Origin of the sequence: Solidesulfovibrio sp. C21 (assembly GCF_047785625.1) — a bacterium.
Lineage (GTDB): Bacteria > Desulfobacterota > Desulfovibrionia > Desulfovibrionales > Desulfovibrionaceae > Solidesulfovibrio.
In genome coordinates, this window is record NZ_JBLODY010000007.1 from 54644 (window position 1) to 75100 (window position 20457).

General features: G+C 55.9%; 18 protein-coding genes. 2 read left to right on the forward strand and 16 right to left on the reverse strand.

Annotation, left to right across the window (positions count from 1 at the left end; translation table 11 throughout):
• Positions 1–46 precede the first annotated feature (46 nt).
• The 16 genes from ACMZ6R_RS04085 to ACMZ6R_RS04160 form a co-directional block, all read right to left on the reverse strand.
• A complete protein-coding gene (locus ACMZ6R_RS04085) occupies positions 47–1507 on the reverse strand; it encodes a glycosyltransferase family protein (protein WP_416109608.1) in 1461 nt (486 codons plus the stop codon).
• Positions 1508–1511: 4 nt separating this feature from the next.
• The gene (asnB, locus tag ACMZ6R_RS04090; protein ID WP_416109609.1) at positions 1512–3218 is read right to left on the reverse strand and encodes an asparagine synthase (glutamine-hydrolyzing); all 1707 of its coding nucleotides are present in this window, start codon (positions 3216–3218) and stop codon (positions 1512–1514) included.
• A 49-nt stretch (positions 3219–3267) separates the two neighbouring features.
• Positions 3268–3879, reverse strand: a complete 612-nt coding sequence (locus ACMZ6R_RS04095; protein ID WP_416109610.1) for a class I SAM-dependent methyltransferase — start codon at positions 3877–3879, stop codon at positions 3268–3270.
• A gap of 15 nt (positions 3880–3894) precedes the next feature.
• Entirely contained in the window at positions 3895–4740 is an 846-nt protein-coding gene (locus ACMZ6R_RS04100) for a hypothetical protein (RefSeq protein WP_416109611.1), read from the reverse strand.
• 79 nt (positions 4741–4819) lie between these two features.
• Positions 4820–5491, reverse strand: coding sequence for a class I SAM-dependent methyltransferase (locus tag ACMZ6R_RS04105; RefSeq protein WP_416109612.1), 672 nt, complete (start codon positions 5489–5491; stop codon positions 4820–4822).
• Positions 5492–5530: 39 nt separating this feature from the next.
• Complete coding sequence (locus ACMZ6R_RS04110) at positions 5531–7042, reverse strand: hypothetical protein (RefSeq protein WP_416109613.1); 1512 nt, start codon at positions 7040–7042, stop codon at positions 5531–5533.
• Positions 7043–7375: 333 nt separating this feature from the next.
• A complete protein-coding gene (locus ACMZ6R_RS04115; protein ID WP_416109614.1) occupies positions 7376–8485 on the reverse strand; it encodes a DegT/DnrJ/EryC1/StrS family aminotransferase in 1110 nt (369 codons plus the stop codon).
• A gap of 29 nt (positions 8486–8514) precedes the next feature.
• Positions 8515–9252 carry a class I SAM-dependent methyltransferase gene (locus tag ACMZ6R_RS04120; protein ID WP_416109615.1) on the reverse strand — a complete coding sequence of 246 codons (738 nt, stop codon included), beginning with the start codon at positions 9250–9252 and terminating at the stop codon, positions 8515–8517.
• 7 nt (positions 9253–9259) lie between these two features.
• The gene (locus ACMZ6R_RS04125) at positions 9260–10267 is read right to left on the reverse strand and encodes an NAD-dependent epimerase/dehydratase family protein (RefSeq protein WP_416109616.1); all 1008 of its coding nucleotides are present in this window, start codon (positions 10265–10267) and stop codon (positions 9260–9262) included.
• 23 nt (positions 10268–10290) lie between these two features.
• The gene (locus tag ACMZ6R_RS04130; RefSeq protein WP_416109617.1) at positions 10291–10818 is read right to left on the reverse strand and encodes an HAD-IA family hydrolase; all 528 of its coding nucleotides are present in this window, start codon (positions 10816–10818) and stop codon (positions 10291–10293) included.
• Positions 10819–10820: 2 nt separating this feature from the next.
• The gene (locus ACMZ6R_RS04135) at positions 10821–11810 is read right to left on the reverse strand and encodes an ATP-grasp domain-containing protein (RefSeq protein ID WP_416109618.1); all 990 of its coding nucleotides are present in this window, start codon (positions 11808–11810) and stop codon (positions 10821–10823) included.
• Positions 11811–11815: 5 nt separating this feature from the next.
• Positions 11816–12865, reverse strand: coding sequence for a Gfo/Idh/MocA family protein (locus ACMZ6R_RS04140; RefSeq protein ID WP_416109619.1), 1050 nt, complete (start codon positions 12863–12865; stop codon positions 11816–11818).
• Between the two features lie 213 nt (positions 12866–13078).
• On the reverse strand, positions 13079–14986 hold the full coding sequence (locus tag ACMZ6R_RS04145) for a class I SAM-dependent methyltransferase (protein WP_416109620.1): 1908 nt from the start codon (positions 14984–14986) through the stop codon (positions 13079–13081).
• 118 nt (positions 14987–15104) lie between these two features.
• Positions 15105–17183 carry a glycosyltransferase gene (locus ACMZ6R_RS04150; protein WP_416109621.1) on the reverse strand — a complete coding sequence of 693 codons (2079 nt, stop codon included), beginning with the start codon at positions 17181–17183 and terminating at the stop codon, positions 15105–15107.
• Between the two features lie 199 nt (positions 17184–17382).
• On the reverse strand, positions 17383–18633 hold the full coding sequence (locus ACMZ6R_RS04155; protein ID WP_416109622.1) for a hypothetical protein: 1251 nt from the start codon (positions 18631–18633) through the stop codon (positions 17383–17385).
• Between the two features lie 17 nt (positions 18634–18650).
• The gene (locus ACMZ6R_RS04160; RefSeq protein WP_416109623.1) at positions 18651–19436 is read right to left on the reverse strand and encodes a ParA family protein; all 786 of its coding nucleotides are present in this window, start codon (positions 19434–19436) and stop codon (positions 18651–18653) included.
• Positions 19437–19876: 440 nt separating this feature from the next.
• On the opposite strand from ACMZ6R_RS04160, the gene ACMZ6R_RS04165 reads away from it, so the two are divergent.
• Together ACMZ6R_RS04165 and ACMZ6R_RS04170 are read left to right on the forward strand one after the other, a co-directional pair.
• Positions 19877–20098 carry an antitoxin MazE family protein gene (locus ACMZ6R_RS04165; RefSeq protein WP_416109624.1) on the forward strand — a complete coding sequence of 74 codons (222 nt, stop codon included), beginning with the start codon at positions 19877–19879 and terminating at the stop codon, positions 20096–20098.
• Positions 20099–20230: 132 nt separating this feature from the next.
• On the forward strand, positions 20231–20419 hold the full coding sequence (locus ACMZ6R_RS04170; RefSeq protein ID WP_416109625.1) for a type II toxin-antitoxin system PemK/MazF family toxin: 189 nt from the start codon (positions 20231–20233) through the stop codon (positions 20417–20419).
• Positions 20420–20457 lie beyond the last annotated feature (38 nt).

Sequence of the window (20457 nt, forward strand, 5' to 3'; positions counted from 1 at the left end):
GCAAAGTATGCACTTCTTTGTGTCAAACAGCACCGAAAAGTGACCCTTACGCCAAAAGCAGGGAAAGCCGTTCCCTCGCCTTGTCGTTTTCAGGAAACGCCGCGAGTTCCGCGAAAAGGGCGGCGGCGGCGCCTGCCTGATCATTTTGTGCTAGCAGATCCAACGCGGCGCAGTAGTTTACGCCGATAATGGAGAGATCGAGGGATTGAATGGCTGCGAACAGCTCCGTGACCATTTCTTTTTTACCTGTCGCCAGAGAGGACGCGACGCCTTGAAGCGCGGCATCGACAAACGCGACCACGTCGGCGGGAGGGGTCCAGGTCACATCAACTTCGCGCATTTTTTGCGCCATGCGCACGAATTGCTTCACAGCGCGGGTCATGGCCTCGATGCCGCCGAGGGACAGCGGCGGAACGGGATTCATGCGGCGCCGGACGAGGCGGTCAAAAGCACGAGCCCTTATCTCCAGGGAATAATCGCGATGGCAGCGCTCCCTGCCTTTTTCGGCAATGGCTTGCCGCTTCTCGGGATGGGCTAAATAATAATCTATTTTCTCCAGAAGCTCTTTTTCGTCAGCGAAGGTTTCGAGTTCCTTCCCCGGATGGAAGAACGCCTGGATATTGCGCTGCCGCTCCGTAAGCAGGAAGGTTCCCACCCCGGAGCTCTCAAACAGACGCATATTGGGGGCGATATTTTCGGCAAAATCAATAGCGGCGTTAAGCGCGATGCGTCCGGAAGCCAACATCTGATACATGGCCCGGCCGAAGCGATCCCCATGATTGTACATGCTTATTCCAGCTGGCATATTGTCCGCATTGCTGGAAATATGCATAAAGAATGCTGGGATGAAGCTGGCATCGTCTCGTAATGAAGCCTTGGCTAGACTTGTAAACAAGGATGTTCGCTGCACAAAATGTTCGGAAAACGTACCACAGAAAACGACGTCATATTGTTTTTCACTGTTTACTTCGCAGTTGTAGAACCGCTTATCAAATCCAGGGTAAAAATATTCCGTTTCTCTGGCCCCGCGTTCAAGAGCGATCTTCCGGCATAGGGGGGACGAGCTGAGTATGAGATCGAATAGCGACCAATCCGTCTGCAGAGGAATATACGCAGCGCGCCAGCCGATGACCAGGGATGGGCGGGAATGAAGTCGTCGAACAAAAGAACTATCGTAATTAACGGGGTCGCAACAGTAAAAAATATCAGGCTCAAACGTCTCCATTTGCCGCGCGACGATGCTGGGCGCTTCTTCAGGCCAATTTGGGAATGGGATACCGGCCTCTTTGCACCAGTGCTCTTGCAGCTCGCGACAATTTGCAATGACGACCTCTGTGTCATACCCATATTGCTTCAAAGCTGGTCCAATAATATGCCCACATGAAAAACCATCAGAAAGCAACGCGCGAATATGTTCATCATATGTTGCCGACAATACTTGCGGATTTTCACGATGGAACCGCTTAAGGCACGGTTCATAAAATGTCATCAATTGAAAAATACGCATCTTCCTATCCTTTGGCCAAATCAATCTCTCTTGTAATAAAAAGCATTTGCCAGAGGACAATATTTATCACGGTCCAAAGATAGAGTGATTCCCCCCAATGTCCCATGGTCCAGGCTTTGGCTTCGGACAGCCCCACCGCGCGTTGCCGCAGGGCGGGTCCATCCCAGTGCGGGCTATCGAGAAACTGTTTTGAAGCGGTAATTTTTTTGACAAATGGGACCAAGCCGCCATTAAGCCATTCGATCATGGGTGAGTTGAACCCGATTTTTGAACGGCGCAGACGGTTCTTTTCGGGCATGATGCCGGCCATGGCGTCCCGGAACACGCGTTTGGTAAAGCCGCCACCAATTTTGGCCGAGGCTGGCAAGCCGAAACTATAGGTCACCAAGCGCCAATCCATAATGGGCATACGCACTTCCACGCCATGGGCCATGGAGCATCTGTCATAGTTTCGCAAAATAGCGGGAAGAAGGAGGGTGTGAAACTCGTTGTACAAAACATTGTTGAGGTTGCCCATGGTACAATCCAGGTACCATGGATATCCAGCGAGCAATTCGTCTCCTCCGTGACCGTCAAGGGATACAACTACATTTTGACGCCGCATCTCCAGATACAGACGCCATGGAGGGACCGCCACACCGTTATAAATTTCTTCCATGGACCAGACGGTGTCGATGATGTGTTCGATCGCCTCATTACTGTCAAAATTCCAATAGTGGGGTTTCGCCCCCACGTGGCGGACAACCTCATCCGCATACTCGCGCTCATCGAGGACTGTGCCTGGAAAGGCTGCGATGAACGCCCGTTGCCAATCCTTGGCGCAACGGTTCAGTCCGTCCCGATCCACATGCCGGTTGAGCCAGGCCGTGGCCGAAGCCACGGCGCTCGAATCAACGCCGCCGCTTAAGCAGGTGCCGACAGGAACGTCGCTTCGCAGTCGTATCCTGACGGCGTCGAGAAAAAGCTCCCGAAACCCTTCCACCTGTTCCGCGTATGTCGCTGGCATTTTGGGAATGTGATCCGCGGTTTCCCACCAGCGACGGACGACACAACGTCCGTCCGGACCCAGTTGCAACAGATGTCCCGGTGGCAAACGACGCACACCGCGCATAAGTGTATCGACGGTGCGCCCTTCGTAGGCTGCCGGATTTTTGAGCACAATGGGTACGACCGCGTCATCGAGGGCGGGCGAATACCCTTCGAGGCAGGTAAACGCCTTTATCTCCGACGCAAAAGCCAGCATGCCGTCCTGGATCAGGTAATACAGGGGCTTTATGCCGAACCGGTCCCGGGAGAGAAAAAGGCTGCGGTCGCGCGGGTCGTAAAGGGCAAACGCCCACATGCCATTGAAACGAAGCAGGCAGTCCGCGCCCCATTGGCTATAGGCGGCAGGAATTATTTCCGTGTCCGTCTTGGTATGAAACCGATGCCCCAGGGCTTCCAATTCGCTTTTCAGCTCAAGAAAATTGTAAATCTCGCCATTGAACACGGTCCAAAGGATGCGACCATCCGGGGCTTCATAGCACAACGGGTTGCGCCCGGCGTCCGAGATATCAAGGATGGCCAGGCGCCGGTGCCCCAGGCCCACCGGGCCGTCGAGCAGCGTTCCCCGCCCGTCGGGACCGCGATGGGCCAAGGCATCGGTAAAAAAATCCAGACGCTCCTGGCTAACGGGCCCCTTGAAGTCATAGATGCCGGCAATGCCGCACATGCTTTAGTCCTTTGACGAACGGTTGGTTGCCAAAGCGTGCAATGCGCCGCTAGCTCTTGACCGCTTCGATGTAAAATGAATGTGAGCGCTGTCTCGGATTATCAAAGCCGGAAACGGGTTGCGGGTTGTTCGGGTTTACCCCAAGGACGGCGATGGTCTCGAAAACAGGGTCTACGGACTTTCCAAAGTCCTGGATATGAATATCCGTAAAACCAACGGCCAAAAGGACCCAGCAAAGATTATGCACGGTCCAAAAAAAGAAATGCCCGTAGGGCGAAGGGAGATCCAGTCCTTTTGTATTGCCGCCCATATTGATGACGTACTCGTAACGCGTTTTGGCAAATAGTTTGTAATCTTCCAAAGCGCCTTTCCGTTCGCCGTTGATAAGCGCACTAATGAATTTTTCGCAATCAGGCATTACGATACGCAGTATGCCGTTTTGTTTCAGCACCCGCCGGCAGTCTCTAACAAGCCGAAACATGGTGATGGGGGGGATATGCTCAAGGCAATGCGATGTATAAATTTTCGAGACCGAATCATCTATTATCTGGGACAACAAATTCTTCGACAGGTCATAGCCTAATTCCTGCTCAAGGTTGACCCAGGAGTTCATTTTCCAAAACTTGCCTCCGCCAAGATTCAAATTCAATTCTTTTTCCAAAGTATCTCTCCGCGCCTATGCTTTGTTGAGCGGGCCCATTCGGGCGATTATATCCGGGGGGAGCTGTTCGTATCCGACTTTCTGGTAATAATAGTCGGCCTGGGTGTTCGGCAGAAAAATATGCGGATGCCGCAAGGGAAAGGTCATGGTTTGATGCGGCCAATCAGCCCATGGGTGTCTGGTTCTACCGCTGATCCCCCCATCGCAAAATCCGATATTCGAAATAAGATTAGAGGATGGGACAACGGCTAATCCATTTCGAGCCATAAGGGTGAATATCCAGCGCCCCTCAAAAGATTGCCTGTTGCCCATACTGCAGGAAGACTCCATAAAGCGCCGCCAAAACCTGATGGAGTCGCTATCCTGAAAATACGTTTCCAGTTGTCCCGAATCACAAAACCCAGGCCAAAGTGAAGCGGAATAGTCATAATGCTTCCAGGCGCGCCGCCATGTGGCCCATCCCCAGATGTTGGGAATTTTCGTAAAGTAATAGCTGTCCGGAACGTTAATGGATGCGGGCAGAAAATTGCTGCCGCCGATCATCATGACTCGTTCGTCGGTTGCGTATCGATCCAAAAGCTCGTCGCAAAATCGGAAAAAATCCGGACTGGGGAGGTTGTCGTCTTCCAGAATAATAGCTTGTTCGTTCCGGGCGAACACCCAATCCAGCCCTGAAGAAAACCTGACGGTATTGCCAAGGTTCACATGGGAAAAATTGGTGAACACCTCGCAAGGCCAATCAACCTGCATGGCCAACGCCCTGGCGTGGCTGCAAAGAACGCGCTCAGTCGGGTCATCGGATTGGGGACCATCGGCGATAAGCATCAACGTCTTGGGTTTGACATCGCTTATGGCCTTCATGATGCGCTGAACGGTGTCCGATCTCCTGTAAATGAACAAACAAACGGGATTACGTGTTGTGTACCCCATCACGATCCTCTTAGGAAAGAATGAAAAAACCGTTGCCTTTTGGCCATATCTGTGTCCAGTTTTCTTTCACGCCCTTGAAGGCATAATCGAATTTGTCAATTTCCCAGCCACATTTTATAAATAATCTTTTCCACCAAGCAGCCGTCTTAATGGTTATATGTGTGACGTCCTTGTCATATTCTGGAATGATAAACTTATTTGAAACGTCATCTATACCGAGCGGCACGACAATAAACATTTTCGCCACATTTTTTCTACAACGACGCAAAAGCAAAGAAATATCAGGCACAGAAATATGTTCGAAGACATCCTTTGAAAGGAGCCAATCATACTCCTGGGAAAAACAGTTCGGATCGGCCACACTGTTGATTTTACAACAATACGGTTTGGCATCTGTTGGTGTATTACTTACTGCATAATCAGAAATATCAACGCCATAGGCGTTTATATCCAAAAGGCGCAAAGCCTTGACCATAAACCCTTTTGCACAACCATAGTCCAACACTCTTTGGCCCTTCGTCAACGGCAAATTCATAATAAGAAAGTGAGCCATCCGAATGGTCAACTCTGCCATCCAAGAATAGTTTATGTAGCCAGACGTGCCAACAATCGCCCCGCGTTCAAAATAATCCTCGTCAAATTGATCGGCAAAAGATTGGCCTATTTTGACTGCCTGTTCCATGTCCGTACTCACTTTTTAAGTGTTGCAGAGAAGAAATGTTTACGGAAAATTGACGTGGTCAAGCTCTGTACTCACAGGCAAAAAATCTGTATTCGAATTCATCATATCCAGAATCGTCTTATTGTTTCGCATGAACAAACAAGACAAGCATCTTTGGCGTGGGTCAAAGAAAGGCTTTACCGGTTCGGTATATAATTTTTCGACTTCCGTATTTTTTACAGTACCCCATTTGGCATGGTTAAATCTTCTGGCCGAAGGGATTACGCCCCCATCATCTTTTGTATCTGTAAGCACTGTTACTGAGTCACAAGGGTAGCAATACGAATATTTATTCTCGTCATGATCTGTCGTATCCCAAAATACATTATACGTCTGAACATAGCATTGCCCACGTTCCCATATGCGCATAGCATCGTCTTTATATCCATGATACTTTAATTGATGAAAAATCCGCCCAAGTGGTTGTCCATCTTCCGCAATCAAACCGAGATGCAATAACCTTTTAGACAACATTTCATGAGACTTAAGCTGCATCTCTCTTGTAAGATTGCAATCCGCTAAAACGCGACAATAGCGAAAGCCGTTTTCATCTAGAGAGCGATTGATTCTGGTAAAAATCTCGTCGTCGGTCCAGGCCCCTACAACGTAGGAATAGCCAACCGTTACCTTGTCGTTGTGCAAAATAGTCGCGGGAAGATATTGCTTGTCAAAGCGCTGGTCGGGATAAAACGGCGAAGCGTCTTCCGGAGTGATTGAAATTCGTATCCACTTAAAGCTATTATATATTTCTTCAGGAACACTCTTGGGAAAACCATTGGTTATGAGGCCAAGGTCAATATCAAGCCCGGAAAGCCATTGAACGAATTCCGCGAAATGGGGCCATAGGTTGGGCTGCCCTCCGCCGGAAAGGATTATTCCCCTTACCCTGATGTCGGAACCACAGTGACGCTGATAAAGTTCATTGTATTCAGGGAAGTGCTTTTTGTTGAAGAGAGCCTGACCGGAGTAAAGTTTGTCGACGAAACGTTTTGCCTCGTCCAAGGTGATACTGTCCGATTTATTTCTGGAAATCGTCGAGCAATAATGGCAACGCGAAGAGCACTTTTGATGCAATGTCAATGTCGCGCGTATAATACTTCCGAAACCTGTTTCCTTGAATTTTTTGAATATCGGCCAATGGTAATGCAGTTTTGCTCCAGTTGCCGTATAATTATTCTCAGATTTCGTTATTTTATGCAGAATACTTTGAGGACGAAGCGTAATTTTGCGGGTATGATCTATCGTTCCTTGTTCAAGATCAGTCTTAAATATGGAAAATGATTCAGTGTCACCCTTTATTTCGAAGTTGTTTAGTATAAACTGTGCGATATCTTCCGTTATTGGCTTAACCTCCAACAGTTCTCCATGCTCATCAAGCAGGTTAAAATGCGTATGCTTGGCGAAACGCCGCCCGCTCGCTTTGCTCGTAAGAGACAGTTCATTCCGCTTGGTTTGTTCGTTGTAAGCGAATGTCACTTCAAATTCGCCATTTCTATAAGCAAGGCGCTCCATGGCTGACTCCGTTTTTTCCGCCAAACATCCACAGTATATGGATAGCCGTATATATGCAAAATACAGGCCATTATATAAAATGGCGTCGTTTTAAGGCGTATTACGGGGATGGCGAAGACGCATGACCGTGACACGAGGCGCGCCTTGTCAACGGCCGGACATGAAACCGGCCGCGCTGTGGCGGGCCTTTATTTGAATTATTTCAAGACGGGCGGGGGATGCGGATACCTCTGGGCTCTGGGGGTTCCGGAGCCCTGCATCAGGTCCATTGCATCCCATCGGTGATCCGTGGAATCGAGGGACAGGAAGAGCCGGGGGAAACGAAGCGGAAAATTATTCCGGGTGGTTGAACTCTCGAAGGCATTGGGCCACGTAGGCGGCCTGTTCCGAGGTCAATTCAGCGTACATGGGCAGGGAGAGTATTTCGCCTGACAACCGGCTGGCCACCGGAAAGTCCTCGGGTTTATGCCCGAAACCGGCATAGGCCGTGAGATTGGGAAGGGCGATGGGATAGTGTACGCCCGTGGCCACGCCGCGTGCCTTGAGATGGGCCTGGAGGGCATCGCGCCAGGGATGCCGGATGACATACAAATGATAGACGTGACGACGGCCGGGTGAAGCGACGGGGAGGGAAATACCGGGAACGTCCGCCAGCAATTTGGCATAGCGGGCGGCATTGGCGCGGCGGGCCTCGGTCCACGCCTCCAGATGGAACAACTTGACCCGCAACACGGCTCCTTGGAGACCGTCCATGCGCGAGTTCATCCCTTCGAATTCGTGGTCGTATTTGCCGATCCTGCCGTGGTTGGCCGTCATGCGGCAGCGTGTGGCCAATTCCGGGTCATTCACGACGATGGCGCCGGCGTCGCCATACGCCCCGAGATTTTTCCCGGGGAAAAAGCTGTAGCAGCAGGCGTCTCCGAAGTCCGCCAGGGGCCGCCCGTCCACCGTGGCGCCGTGCGCCTGGGCGCAGTCCTGCACGATCAACAGGTTTCGTGCTTCGGCCAGGGTCCGTACGGCGGCCATGTCCACGGGTTGGCCGAACAGATGCACCGGGATGATCGCCCGGGTCCGCGAAGTGATCTTCGCTTCGGCCGCATCCAGGTCCATGAGGGAGGTATCCGGATGTACGTCCACAAAAACCGGATGCGCTCCGGCAAGCGTAACCGCTTCGGATGTGGCGATAAACGTATTGGCGGGAACGAGGACTTCGTGTCCGGGACCGATGCCGAGACTTCGGAGTGCGATGGTCAGGGCATCGGTGCCGCTCCCCACACCGATGCAATGGTTCGCGCCGCAAAACGTGGCGAAATCCTTTTCGAAATCGGCGACATGGGGACCGCGGATGAACGTCCTGTCGGCCAACACGGCATCCATGGCTTCCCGAATCTCGTTGCGGATGGCGACGTACTGGGCGCTCAAATCGACGAATGGAACATTCATGAAATCCGTCTCGCTTTTTTGAGGAGTTGCTACTGTTCCGCCACCACGTAAATTTCGGAGCAAATCTCCGGAAATTCTTCGGAAATAGCGAAAAGCGCTTCCAGGATCTCCTGGGGCCAGTCATTCATCTGCCGGTTTGACAAAGGTTTGACCATAAGCCCGCCGAACTTGATGCGGCGCAGCCCCGCCGCCGCAACATCCCGCCGCAAGGAATCCGGAACGTAGACCCGCTGGTGACCGACGAGGATATCCTGGGCATGCAGACTGTCGATCCGTTCGAGCTGGCCGAGTTTGACTCCGATGTGCCGGTGCAGCGAATTGGCGTTGGGGACGGCGCAAAAAATCCGGCCAGATTCTGTAAGCCACGACGCCGCGCGCCGTAGCACGGCCACGGGGTCGTCGAGATGTTCGAGGACGTGGGCCATGAATATGGCGTCGAACCGTTCCGTTGGAGCGTATTCCTCGAAAAGCGCATGCACGGCGGTCACCTGGCCATGACCGGCTGCCGCGAGCCGCGCTTTCGCCTGCTCCAGGTGCAGCTTGGACCCGTCGATAATGGTGAGCCGGGGGAAAAAAGCGGCCAGTCGAACGCTCATCTCACCGTCGGCGACGCCCAGCTCCAGGGCGTTGTTTCCGCGCATGTAGGGCGCAAATGCCTCGATGAGTCGGCGTTGCTTTTCTCTATAGAGCCCTTCCCATCCCGAAATGACGGTATTTTCATAGGCTGCGGCGCTGTGTTCCAGCGCCCGGTATTTATCCCGGCTCATGCTTGCCTCATTTGCTGTCCGTGTAGCGGATGGAATCCCAGCGTCCCGGATTGGCCCTGGCCCATTCGTATTCCCGCCGCAGTCCTTCCTCAAGTGGTATCACGGCGTTCCAGCCCAGAAGCCTTTCCGCTTCGCCGGGATCCAAAATCATACTTTTGAGCTCGTCGGTATTGCGCTTTTTGTCCGTTACCAACTGCGAAACGCCACCTTCGGGCAAATTTTCGGTGATCACCTCGCCGGTATGAAACAAACGGCTGACAAGGGCCGCCAATTCGGCGATGGAAACGCCCTTGCCGGTGGAGGCGTTGAGGGAGAGGCCATTGGCCGCGTCGGATTCCAGGCACCGGTCGTGCAGCGCCACGATGTCGGAGACATGAATAAAGTCCCGGTATTGCCGGCCGTCGCCAAAAACCACCGGAGGCCGCCCGTCGATCGTGCGTTTGAGAAAAATAGGCAACGCCCGGCGGTACCATTCCCTTTCGCCGTAAACGATGGCGTAGCGCAGGCTCACCGTGGGCAGTCCTTTGCTGTCATTGTAAATGCGGCAATATTCTTCGGAGGCCAGTTTGCTGACGCCATAGGTCCAGTTGGGGTGCCGGCCGTCGTTTTCCCGGGTGGCGCCGTTTTTCTGACCGTAGACGCAGGCCGAAGATGCGTTGACGACTTTCTCCACGCCAGCGGCCTTGGCCGCTTCGAGGATATTGATCGTGCCAATCGTATTGACCTGGAGATCCCATAGGGGGTTGCTCGTGGCCAACAGGATTTCAAGCTGGGCCGCCTGGTGGGATACGGCGTCCATGCCGGGCATCAGACGCGCCAAAAGCGCGTTGTCCAGGATGTCGCCCTCGACGAAGACAATGTCGGAAAGGACGGCGCGCAGATTCTCTTTGCGACCGAACTGGAGGTTGTCCAGCACAGTGACCCGCGCCCCCTTCGCAAGCAGGGATTCAACGATATGGGAGCCGATAAATCCTGCTCCGCCGGTAACAAGAATGTTCTTTCCTTGCAGCTTCATACAGCGCCTCTTCTCTGGATGGCCTATTTGAGATGGTCGATATGCAAAAATGCCATGCCCGCGGCGGCGGCCGCTTCCCGGTCCGTCTCCGCATCGCCCACATACAGGGTCCGGGACGGGTCAAGACCGAGATGACGCGCGGCGACCAACAATCCCCCGGGCGCGGGTTTGGGCAGCTCGACGTCGTCAACGCCCAAAACCAGGATGCCGGACGGAGCATCCGCCAAAGCCAGGGCCCGGAGCACCGTACGCTTCAAATTGTTGCTGACCAGGCCGACCGGCATGCGCCGCACGGCCGCACGCAGCAACAACAGGCCGGAGGGGATGGGCGACACTGTCGCCCGATCTTCATACCGTCCGACAATTTCAAGGATGCGCGCCCTGATCCGCTCTTCACAGGCCAAAGCACTCTTCACGCTGCTCCCCGGCGCGACGCCCTTGATCGTTGCAAACTCCCGGCGCACGGCGTCCCAATCCACGCCCAATCGGACAATGACGCCATCCAGGTCGAACAGCGCGCCTTGAAAGCCGGCGAGCGGATCTTCAACCATGCCTAAATCCGGTGAAGCCCGTCCGGGCCTTCTTCCAGAAACAGATTGTCCAGATAGCGGATCATGATGAGATCCCTTTGGTAGTCCGTGACGGGAGCGACGTTTTGCCCCAGCGCCAGACGCAGCATCATGGCCGGGATGTTGGCCCCGGCGCGGACGGCCAGCGGAAGACCGCCTGCCGCTAGCCTGGGATTGATTTCGATGAAAAACAGGCGGCCCGCACGATCCTCAATGACCTGAACGTTGCAGGGACCGTGCATTCCGACCGCCCGCAGCAGCTCGCCCACGGCTTCGCGCAGGCGTGGATGATCCACCGTCTTTCCCACCATCGATTTGCCGTCTTTGACCACGAGCCGGGACCGGGGGACGCAGGCCAGAAGTTCACCCCGGTCGACAAGACAATCCACCGTATATTCCACGCCCTCAATGTAATCCTGAAGAATCGCCCGGGGATACTTCGCCGAAAAATAGTCGAGATCGGCCTGCGCGTCGAGGCGGTAGGCGTTTTTCGAGGAACTGCCCGAGGCTGGTTTGATAAACATTGGAAAGACGTGCTGTTGACAGCCGCCAAGGTCGTAGGTGGGGGGGAAGGGGAAATTATGCTCCTTGAGAAACGCGAGGAACCGGGGTTTGTCGTCGCACAAGCCGGATGCCTGTTCGGAAGCTAGCATCGTCTTGACGCCGATTTCTGAAAACCGTTGCACATTGCGGCTCGCCAGACTTATTTCACCCGAATAAAGCGGCAGGAAGAAAAACACCTCCTCCTGGCGGCAGATATCGAGCAACGCATCGAGATATCCCGGGTCCGAGCAGGGAGGGACGCGACGCTTTACATCGGCGCGATAAAGACCTGCGGCGTAGGGGTTCATATCCACGGCCACGATCCTGGTCGGCAGCGAGGTTTCGCGGCGCAGGGCGTCGATGACGTTGGAGGCGGTTGCCACGCCGGCGGACGTTATCAAAACCGTGATGGGGGAATTGGAATGAAGCATATTGTTTACCTTGCCGCCTCGAGACAACGTTGCGCCTCCTCCAGGACCGCTACGACATCAAGACCGTGCTGGCCATCCGTCAAGGGAGGCGTTCCGTTCCGGATGCATTCCAGAAAATGCCGGCATTCCACGCCAAGCGGCTCGCGAAATTTGAAATGCGGGATGATGATATCGCCGTTCCAATGCATAAATTGGAATTGCCCATAGGACTCGATGTCCGGAAGATCTTTCAGGCCACTACATTTGTCTATCCCTTTGTTGTAGATAGTAATCTTGCCTTCCGTCGCAACGTCGTCATAAACGAGCATTTTTTTCGAACCGACGATGACCATGCGCCTTGTTTTCAATGGATCGAGCCAACTGACATGAATGTGAGCCGATTTTCCGCCGGGAAAATCAAAGTTGGCAAAGACCACGTCTTCAATATTCTCTTGAAGAAAACGCATCCCCTTGCATTGCACTTTTGACGGCATTTCTCCAAGCCAGTACAAAATGATGGAAACATCGTGCGGCGCCAAATTCCACCAAGCGTTGACGTCCTCGCGAATGCGGCCAAGATTGAGGCGTTGGGAAAGGATATAATAAATATCTCCCAACTCACCGCTATCAATATATTTTTTCACCATGCGAACCGCATCATTGTATAAGAACGTATGCCCAACCATCAGTATGAGGCCCTTTTCCCGGGCGAGAGACACAAGGTCTTCGGCATCCGTCAAAGCGCAGGCAAGGGGCTTCTCCACCAACACGTGCTTGCCATGGAGCAGCGCTTCGCGGGCCATGGCGTAGTGTGTTTTTGCCGGGGTCGCCAAGACAATGGCGTCGATTTCTGGATCGCACAGCACGGCCTTTGCGTCGCCGGCAACGTGAACGCTCGGATACTGCTCTTGAACCTTGGAGATAACCTTTTGATTCTGATCGCAAATCAAAAAGGATGAAATATCCTTGGATTGCACAAAATGCCGAATGAGGTTTGGTCCCCAGTAGCCTGCGCCGATTTGAGCAAGTCTGATCGGGTGGTCTAGCGGATGAATACATGCATCGCTCTGTTGCATAATGCTTTCTCCTGGTACGGTAAAAGGAACCGCGATAAGGGGAAATAATCTTTCTCTTTCACCGAGTTGACATAAAATGTTGCACGCGCAATTTAAAGCATAAATAATGCCAAGCAAAAAAAGGCAGTGCAATTAATTCCAGAGTCGATTCAGAAAAAGAGAAAGAAAGCACGCGAGGTGTTCATCGGGGCAGGTGCCAAGCGGTACGGCGGGTCAGGTGGTTACGCGGAACCAAACGCCGCCGCCGCCGGGGATCGGACGCAGGGGTACGCGCAGTCCGCGTTCCTGGAAAAATTCCGTCATCGCCTTTCGGCAGCCCTCCCAATAGCCGTAGTCGTCCACCTGGACCAGACCGCCAGGAACGATCCGGTCATAAAGATTGACCAGAATGTCCCGGGTGGATTCATACCAGTCGCCGTCCATGTGCAAAAGGGCCAGCCCCTGCATCCGGGAGGCGGCTTTGGGCAGGGTGTCACGGAAAAATCCCTTGACGGGGCGGATAATGTCCTCGGCGTCCAACGCCCGGCAGGCCTCGCGTAAATTATCCTCGGGAGCGGCACAGGTACCCGCGCCCCAGCCTGTGTCCTGAGCCGACGTGCCGGCATGGACGTCGTGGTCGCCGGGATCGGGCATTCCCGAAAACGTATCAAAGCAGTGCAGCACCCGGGGGCGCTGGCTGTAGCGCTTGATGGCATAGGCGAGCATTGCGCTCGTGCCGCCGGCGGCCACGCCGCATTCGGCAAAATCGCCGGGCAGATCGTTGCGGCAGGCCTTGCGGGCCAAATGAAACAGGGAGGCCAGATGTGGGGGAGCCACCATGGTGTACCGCCTGACCACGGGCATGATGGCCGCAAGGTCCGGCTCGTATGCCACGGCGGCGGCCGCCTGGGCTTCGGCGGCCTCAACGGCCCGCAGGAGCTCCACCGCCTGCGCGTTGTCCGGGAAGTAGCGCAATTCCTCCTTGAGGGACTCCCGGGCAGCGCTCAAGGAGCCTTGGCCGTGGAAGGTCAAGGCGCGCAACATATCCAGGCCGCGAACCGGCCGTCGCAAGGCCTTAGTCGCCGCGCCGAGCAGCACGGCCTGGTCCCATTGGTGCTGAGCCACCAACTCGCGCAGCACGGCGAGCACTTCACCAAGAAGGATGTCCAGGGTCTTTGGATCGGCCCCTAGGCGGGCCAGTTTTTCCAAACGGGAGGCCAAGGTCACAACAGACGCCTTTGCGGTCAGCGTGACGGAGTCCTTTGATGCGCGCACGTTCCCGGCGCCTGCGACCTTGCTTTCGACCGGTTGCGGCGGTGCGACTTGGACCAGGAAATTTTGGGGACGGCGCACTTCGCAGGGGATGGTCCCTTCCCAGCCGAACATGGTGTTGCACTGATCGGCCCGAAGGTAGAGCAGAGCGGAAAGGGCCTTTTCCCGGTCGGTGCGGGGCGCGACGTGCATGTCCCGCAGCAGGTCGACGCCAAAGCCCTCCAGGTCGCGCGCCTCGTATTCCGTGAACACCAGCACGCCATAGACCAGTTCCACATGCCAGCGATGGTTGGATTCCTGGGCGCCGCCCAAAAAAGCGTCCTTTCCCTTGGTCGGCGTCTCGATGTAGCCGCGCCGGCCGATACGGGCCAGCTCCCGGCAGGCGGCGGCGGGATCGGTGGCGTGCTCCAGAACATGGGAACAGTAGACGAAGTCGAACTGCTTGTCCGCGAATCCGGTCTCTTCCATGCGGACCTCGAAGGCGGGCTTTCCGTCCACGTCCCCGAGGCGGTCAACGCTGTCGGTCAGGGAGATGTCGGCGATATGGGTGGCCAAAGGAAACTGGATATGGCCGCTGCCCATATCCAGGACCGTGTCGCCGGGCGCGATGGGGAAGTCGAAAAATCGCGACTGGTACAGGCGGTAGCGGGTGCAGGGGGTTATTTCCTGGAATCGGTCATAGGCCTCGGCCAGGATGGACACGGCCTGGTCGTGGTGGACCTGGGCAAGCCGGTCGTAAAGGTCCATGGCAATCTCAAAGCGCTGCCGCGCCCACAGGGTCCTTGCCAAAGCTATTCCCTGAGCCGGATCGGCCAGAACGTCCTTGTCGAAGCTGACGGACGCGCGGCGAAAAAGCGGCTTTCTATCCATGGCTATAATCCCTTGGTTGGACATTATCCGATGCGGTTTTAAAGGGAGGCGCGGTATGCCCGCCACGACGATGCCTGGAAGCACCATGCGTTAAAAATTGCAGAGCCTCCGCCCCTTCTTACCCGTCCGCAACAGGCGCCCGGGTAAGAAGGCTCCTGTAGAGCTCGAGATATGCCCGCGCCTGGACCGGCATGCTGTATCGGAGCAGGGCCGTTTGACGGCAGCCGCGGCGCATCCGGCTGCGCGCATCGGCAGACATGTCGCGCAAATCCGCCAGCGCCTGGGCCAAGGCCCGGCAATCCCCCGTGGAAACGAGCCGGCCCGTGCCTCCGTCCTGGACCATGTCCGCAATGCCGCCGGTAGCGAACCCAGCCACCGGCAGCCCGCAGGCCAGCGCCTCCAGCACCACGTTTGGCAAATTGTCTTCAAGGGACGTTATGACCAGACAATCCGCCGCGTTATAGGCCAGCGTCACCTCGGCTGGGGTGCGCAACCGACCCAGGTGGACGGCACGAAACGGCAAGGACAGCTGTTGAAGCCGGCTGGCGTCGCCAAAGGTCATCAAAATGATCTCGGCGGACGCCTCTCCCTGGGGGACGCCTTCCAGGGCGGCCAGAAGCTCGGCAAAGCCCTTGCGCCGCGTTTCCAGGGCTTCGGCGCCAAAAAGAACGACAAAAGCGCCCGGCTTGATGTCAAGAGCCTGACGTACGCCAGCGGCCTGAAGCGGCCTGAACACATCCGTGGGCAGGCTGTAAGGAATGACGGAGATGGACTTTTTTTTGAGAAGCGTGCTCTGCGCGGCCTGTGTCGCCAACCAGCGGCTCGGACAGACCACCGTGATGTCCAGTTCGCGGTAGGCCGCCATTTTGCGCAGCCAGATTTCCCGTGAGTAGTCTTTCTCCTCGTTCGAGCCGAGTTGCGGACATGAACCGCAATAGCGCGTATAGCCGCGACAGTCCCCGGCATAATGGCAGCCACCGGTAAAGGCGTTCATGTCGTGCAGCGTCCACACGATGGGGCGGTTTTTTAAAAATTCCACATCCCTGGTGAGATCCACCGTGCCGGCAATCCAATGCAGATGGAGAATGTCGGCCATGTCCGTGCCGGGGATGTCGGAGATCCGCGTCACCGCGAGCGTATCGGAAAAATTCTCGCAATGGGGGGGACGGTCGGGATAGGCGGCAAGGCCTTTTTCCATATGCTGGAAAAAAACCGGCCATCCGCTGTTGGTGACGCGCCCGGTTTGTTCGTCTCGCGTCAGGCTGGTGCCCGCGACAGCGGGAATAACCGCCACGCCGGGGATCGGGCCCAAGGAAGTGGTGGCGACATACAGGCAGGAGGCAACGCCAATATCCCGCAACCCCTGGTGCAGGCGCAATGCCGCGCCGCCGGCGCCGCCAGCTGGCTGCATGCAAAAGCTGATGACTCTGGGGAAAGTGGTTTTCGCGCCCGTTACGGGTTTGCGCGCTTCCATAAAAAACGAATCCGGCTTGCGTACGCTGCCGTCCGGTTCGACGTCCAAATGGTAGCGCATAAAATCGGGGATGGCGGACTCTGCGGCGGACACAGGACAGACCGCCTCAAAACCGGTTTCACGCAAAAGTCTGGCCAGGGAATGGCTATCGTACATCCACTGATGGCATTCTCCGGAAAGCCGGAACCGTCCCACCTCCAATGGGGAGGCGGCAGAAGGTGGTTCATTCGGAGTATGGCGGACCGACCGGATGGCCTCACGCGCCTCCGCTCCCATCCGCTCCAAGATGAAATCCTGAACCGGGACGGGCTCCCGCTTCCAGAAGGCGAGCATTTCACCGCCATTGTGGTGCCGGGCGAGTTGATCCACGAGCTCGATCGTCATCCATTCATGCCGGGCATCCGCGTCAGGTTCGCCGCGTTGGGCCGCTTCCAGCGCCAGCAGATAGGCTCGCGCCGTTGCCGCGAGATCCGGGACCGCCACGCGCAATATGCCGCCAGGACGTAGCGTGCGCAGGCACTCCCGCAAAAAATAAACGGCCGTGACACGTGAAAAATGTTCCAAAAGATGCGAATGATAGACGACGTCAAACACGTCGTCCGCAAAAGGAACGCCAAGCGTCAGGTCATACCCGAGCACACGGGGTGGTTGCGGCGTGAAATCCACATTGACCCAGTCTTCATGGCAGGCTCGACCGCAGCCGAGATTGAGCAGACGATACATGCTCCTCCCTTCAGGACTGTTGCGGCCGGTCGCGGGAAGCGCCTTCCACCGCCGGCCCGGCAGCACATTTTTCTCGCCTCATGCAGCGGTCTCACCCTAGCTCGCCAAACAGTCGCTTCGCCCCTTCACTGCCGTCTTTCTTTGCACTCCCCAAAGGCCCCATGCATCAAAACGCGCAGCAAAAGCGCTGCCGCGGTTCTTACTTCCGGGATTTGCGCCAAGCCGCCTTGAGCCAGGCATCCCTCGGGCCCCCTGGATACCCGTGCATGGCCTCGGCCAGTTGCTCAGGCGAAAGCGCGTCCCGCCACGTCTCGAACTGCGTCTGTTCGGCCTTGCGCCAGGCCGCGGCGACCGCCCTGGCCTCTTCCTCGGCGTCCCGGGCCGCCTGTTCCTCGGGCGAAACATACCCTTTTGGACGGCGGTAATAGCCGGTGCGGGCCAGGGATCGGAAAATCCAGGAGCACGGATCGAGCACAGGCTGGCCCTCTTTGTCGCGCATGGTCCCCTGGGTAAGCTCCCATTCGGCATGATCGAGGCTTCCCACCACCTTGTCGACGGGTTTGCCAAGCTCGGCCAGGGATGCGATGATCTGTTCGAATTGTTCCCGGTCAAAACCTGCCCGGTGCAGATTGGGCCAGGTCATCGCGATGCGCTCCGAAGAGATAGATAGATTTTCTATCTTTCTATCTTCCTTATATACGGTCGGATCACCTGTCGGCTCAGGCTCCTTCATTGGCTTCATGGTTGGAACAACCTTCGGCTCATGCGTCGGATCTAGTGTCGGGTCATGCAGCTTGAATGCCTGGCAGCGGGAGCGGACCAGAAACAGGCGCAGTCCCTGGCACACGCCGTGGCGGTAGGTCTCCTTGCGGAAAAAGCCCAGTTCGGCAAACTCGGCAAAGTACCTTTTTACTGAAATTTCGGTAAGTTGTAGTGCTCTCGCCACGGCGTGACGGTTGAGGATGTAATCGTCCCCGTCCGGTTCGTTGTCGATGATGAAATGGAGGAAGCGCCGCTTGTTCTCGGCCAGGCTCCTAATTATCTGTTTCATCCCGAGCGTATCGGCCGGGGGATTGGTAGGGACACCAGTCGGATCACCTGTCGGGTCATGTTTGGGGGTTGGCTCATGGGTTGGTGCATGGGTCGGTTCATGATCCGACCAGGGTCCCGACTCCTGTCCCGACAGCGGTCGGGTCACCTGTCCCGACAGGGGTACCGACACCTGACCCGACTCTTGCTCCGTCAAATGATCCGGCTGGTGATCCGAAGCATGACCCGACCCATCCGGGCCTGCCTGGGCCGGAGCCGCCTCCGGTTCCGGGCGCTTGGTGGGAAAAACGCTGATCTTGTCGGCCATGCGCGCGGCCTCGGCCAGACTGAGCCGGCCATCCGCCGATTTTTTGAGCGTATCGAAGATGGAGCGTCTGTGTTTGGGCTTGGCGTCAGGCATGGCTTCCCCTGGGGCGCTCATTCGGGGCTTTCGAGGATAAGCCGGAGTTCGGCGGCCAATTCCCGGTAGGCCTTGGCGCCGTAGGTGGCGGAGTGACTGCCGAAAACGGTGGCCTTGGTGTATTCGGCCTGTTCGAAGACGGTGCTGCGCGGGATGTGGGTTTCAAACATCTTGCCGCGAAAATTGTCTTCCAGCTCGGAAACGATGAGCCGCCCCATGGCGGTCCGGCGGTCGATGTTGTTGACCAGAAGGCGCAGGAAACGCAGATCCGGGTTGCCGTCCTCCTGGATTTTTTCGATGACGGTCAACACGCGCAGCAATCCCTCGATGCTGTAGGCGGAACCGGCGGAGATGGGCACGATGCAAAAGTCCGCGGCAAACAGGGAGGATAGGGAGAAAAAGCCAAGGTTCGGCGGCGTGTCGATGAGGATATATTGGTAGGTCTTTTTGGCGTAGTCGCGGAGTTTCGAGCGCAAAATGGAATAATTGTCCGGTAGGTTTTGGGATAGGTCGTATTCCAGCACCGCCGTGTCCGAGATGTTGGGCAGAATGTCCACTTTCTTGATTTTCGATTCCACGATGGCTTTTTGGGCCACCAGATCCCGGGAGGTCAGTATGTCGTAAAGGGAATTTTGAAAGGTGATGCCGTTGCCTGTCAGCAGGCTCGTGGAATTACACTGGGAATCCGTGTCCACGACCAGGGCGCGGCCACCTTTGAGGGTCAGGGCATGCGCCAGGTTGCAGGTCAGCGTCGTCTTGCCGACGCCCCCTTTGTTGTTGGCGATGGTAATGATAGTACCCACGACGTCCCCTGCATTTATACAAACTTTGCCCCTTTTTCTCTAAAATAAGACCGTAAAGTCAATAGGTTTCTCTTGCGTTTACAAAAAATACGCTGATTTTTAACCAGATAATTTTTGAAAACCCCGGGTTTCTGCCGCAACCGGCGGGGATTTGCCTGGAATATGTCGGTGCATGTGTCGGATCAAATGCCGGATCAATGGTCGGGTCATATCGCTGCACGAAAGCCGGATACTGGCGTCCCTGCGGCCGATTCGCCCAAGGAAGCAGCCAAGCCCTGCCGAGCCTATTTGGCCTGGAACCAATTTGTGGTCCGTCGCCGCGAGACATCCATAACGCGCCGGAGCACTGGCGATCGTTGCCGGCTGCGGGCTTGCGGCAAGGCCGGTTTCTTGACAATGCGCCTTGTGGTAACTACGTGACCAGGAAAGGAGGAGACCCCATGCAACCGACGCCGCTCACGCTCGGCCAGAAGATGCGGCAATACCGCTGCAAGATGAAGCAAAAGGGACTGCGCGCGGTCCAGATCTGGGTTCCGGACACGCGATCGCCGGAGATTGCCAAGGAGTTGCGACGGCAATCCCTGCTTGCCAGCCGGAGTGCTGAGGAGAAGGATGTCATGCTGTTTCTGGACGACGTGCGCGCCTGGGATGACGCCGAATGAAGCGTGGCGAAATCGCCATTGTGTTCATGCCCGGCTATTACGGGAAAATGCGGCCTGCGGTCGTGATCCACACATGACCAGGCCAACCTGACCCACGCAAGCATTGTCGTCTGTCCATTTTCCTCGCATCTGGTGGATGCGCCGCTTTTTCGGATCACCGTTGATCCGACCCCGAAAAACGGCCTGGAAACAACGTCGCAAATCATGGTGGACAATATTTCCGCGGTCAAACGCGATCGGCTGCGGGATGTAATCGGAAAATTGGATGATGCGATCATGGTTCGGGTCAACCGCTCCCTGGCCTTGTGGCTCGGCGTGTAACCGGCATCAGCACGCCGGTATTCCAGCATTTTCCAACA

What these genes read in the sequence shown, in the direction of transcription:
- ACMZ6R_RS04085 (WP_416109608.1), bottom strand. Translation starts at nt 1,507, where the DNA reads ATGCGTATTTTTCAATTGATGACATTTTATGAACCGTGCCTTAAGCGG.
- asnB (WP_416109609.1), bottom strand. Translation starts at nt 3,218, where the DNA reads ATGTGCGGCATTGCCGGCATCTATGACTTCAAGGGGCCCGTTAGCCAG.
- ACMZ6R_RS04100 (WP_416109611.1), bottom strand. Translation starts at nt 4,740, where the DNA reads ATGAAGGCCATAAGCGATGTCAAACCCAAGACGTTGATGCTTATCGCC.
- ACMZ6R_RS04105 (WP_416109612.1), bottom strand. Translation starts at nt 5,491, where the DNA reads ATGGAACAGGCAGTCAAAATAGGCCAATCTTTTGCCGATCAATTTGAC.
- ACMZ6R_RS04110 (WP_416109613.1), bottom strand. Translation starts at nt 7,042, where the DNA reads ATGGAGCGCCTTGCTTATAGAAATGGCGAATTTGAAGTGACATTCGCT.
- ACMZ6R_RS04115 (WP_416109614.1), bottom strand. Translation starts at nt 8,485, where the DNA reads ATGAATGTTCCATTCGTCGATTTGAGCGCCCAGTACGTCGCCATCCGC.
- ACMZ6R_RS04120 (WP_416109615.1), bottom strand. Translation starts at nt 9,252, where the DNA reads ATGAGCCGGGATAAATACCGGGCGCTGGAACACAGCGCCGCAGCCTAT.
- ACMZ6R_RS04125 (WP_416109616.1), bottom strand. Translation starts at nt 10,267, where the DNA reads ATGAAGCTGCAAGGAAAGAACATTCTTGTTACCGGCGGAGCAGGATTT.
- ACMZ6R_RS04130 (WP_416109617.1), bottom strand. Translation starts at nt 10,818, where the DNA reads ATGGTTGAAGATCCGCTCGCCGGCTTTCAAGGCGCGCTGTTCGACCTG.
- ACMZ6R_RS04135 (WP_416109618.1), bottom strand. Translation starts at nt 11,810, where the DNA reads ATGCTTCATTCCAATTCCCCCATCACGGTTTTGATAACGTCCGCCGGC.
- ACMZ6R_RS04140 (WP_416109619.1), bottom strand. Translation starts at nt 12,865, where the DNA reads ATGCAACAGAGCGATGCATGTATTCATCCGCTAGACCACCCGATCAGA.
- ACMZ6R_RS04145 (WP_416109620.1), bottom strand. Translation starts at nt 14,986, where the DNA reads ATGGATAGAAAGCCGCTTTTTCGCCGCGCGTCCGTCAGCTTCGACAAG.
- ACMZ6R_RS04150 (WP_416109621.1), bottom strand. Translation starts at nt 17,183, where the DNA reads ATGTATCGTCTGCTCAATCTCGGCTGCGGTCGAGCCTGCCATGAAGAC.
- ACMZ6R_RS04155 (WP_416109622.1), bottom strand. Translation starts at nt 18,633, where the DNA reads ATGCCTGACGCCAAGCCCAAACACAGACGCTCCATCTTCGATACGCTC.
- ACMZ6R_RS04165 (WP_416109624.1), top strand. Translation starts at nt 19,877, where the DNA reads ATGCAACCGACGCCGCTCACGCTCGGCCAGAAGATGCGGCAATACCGC.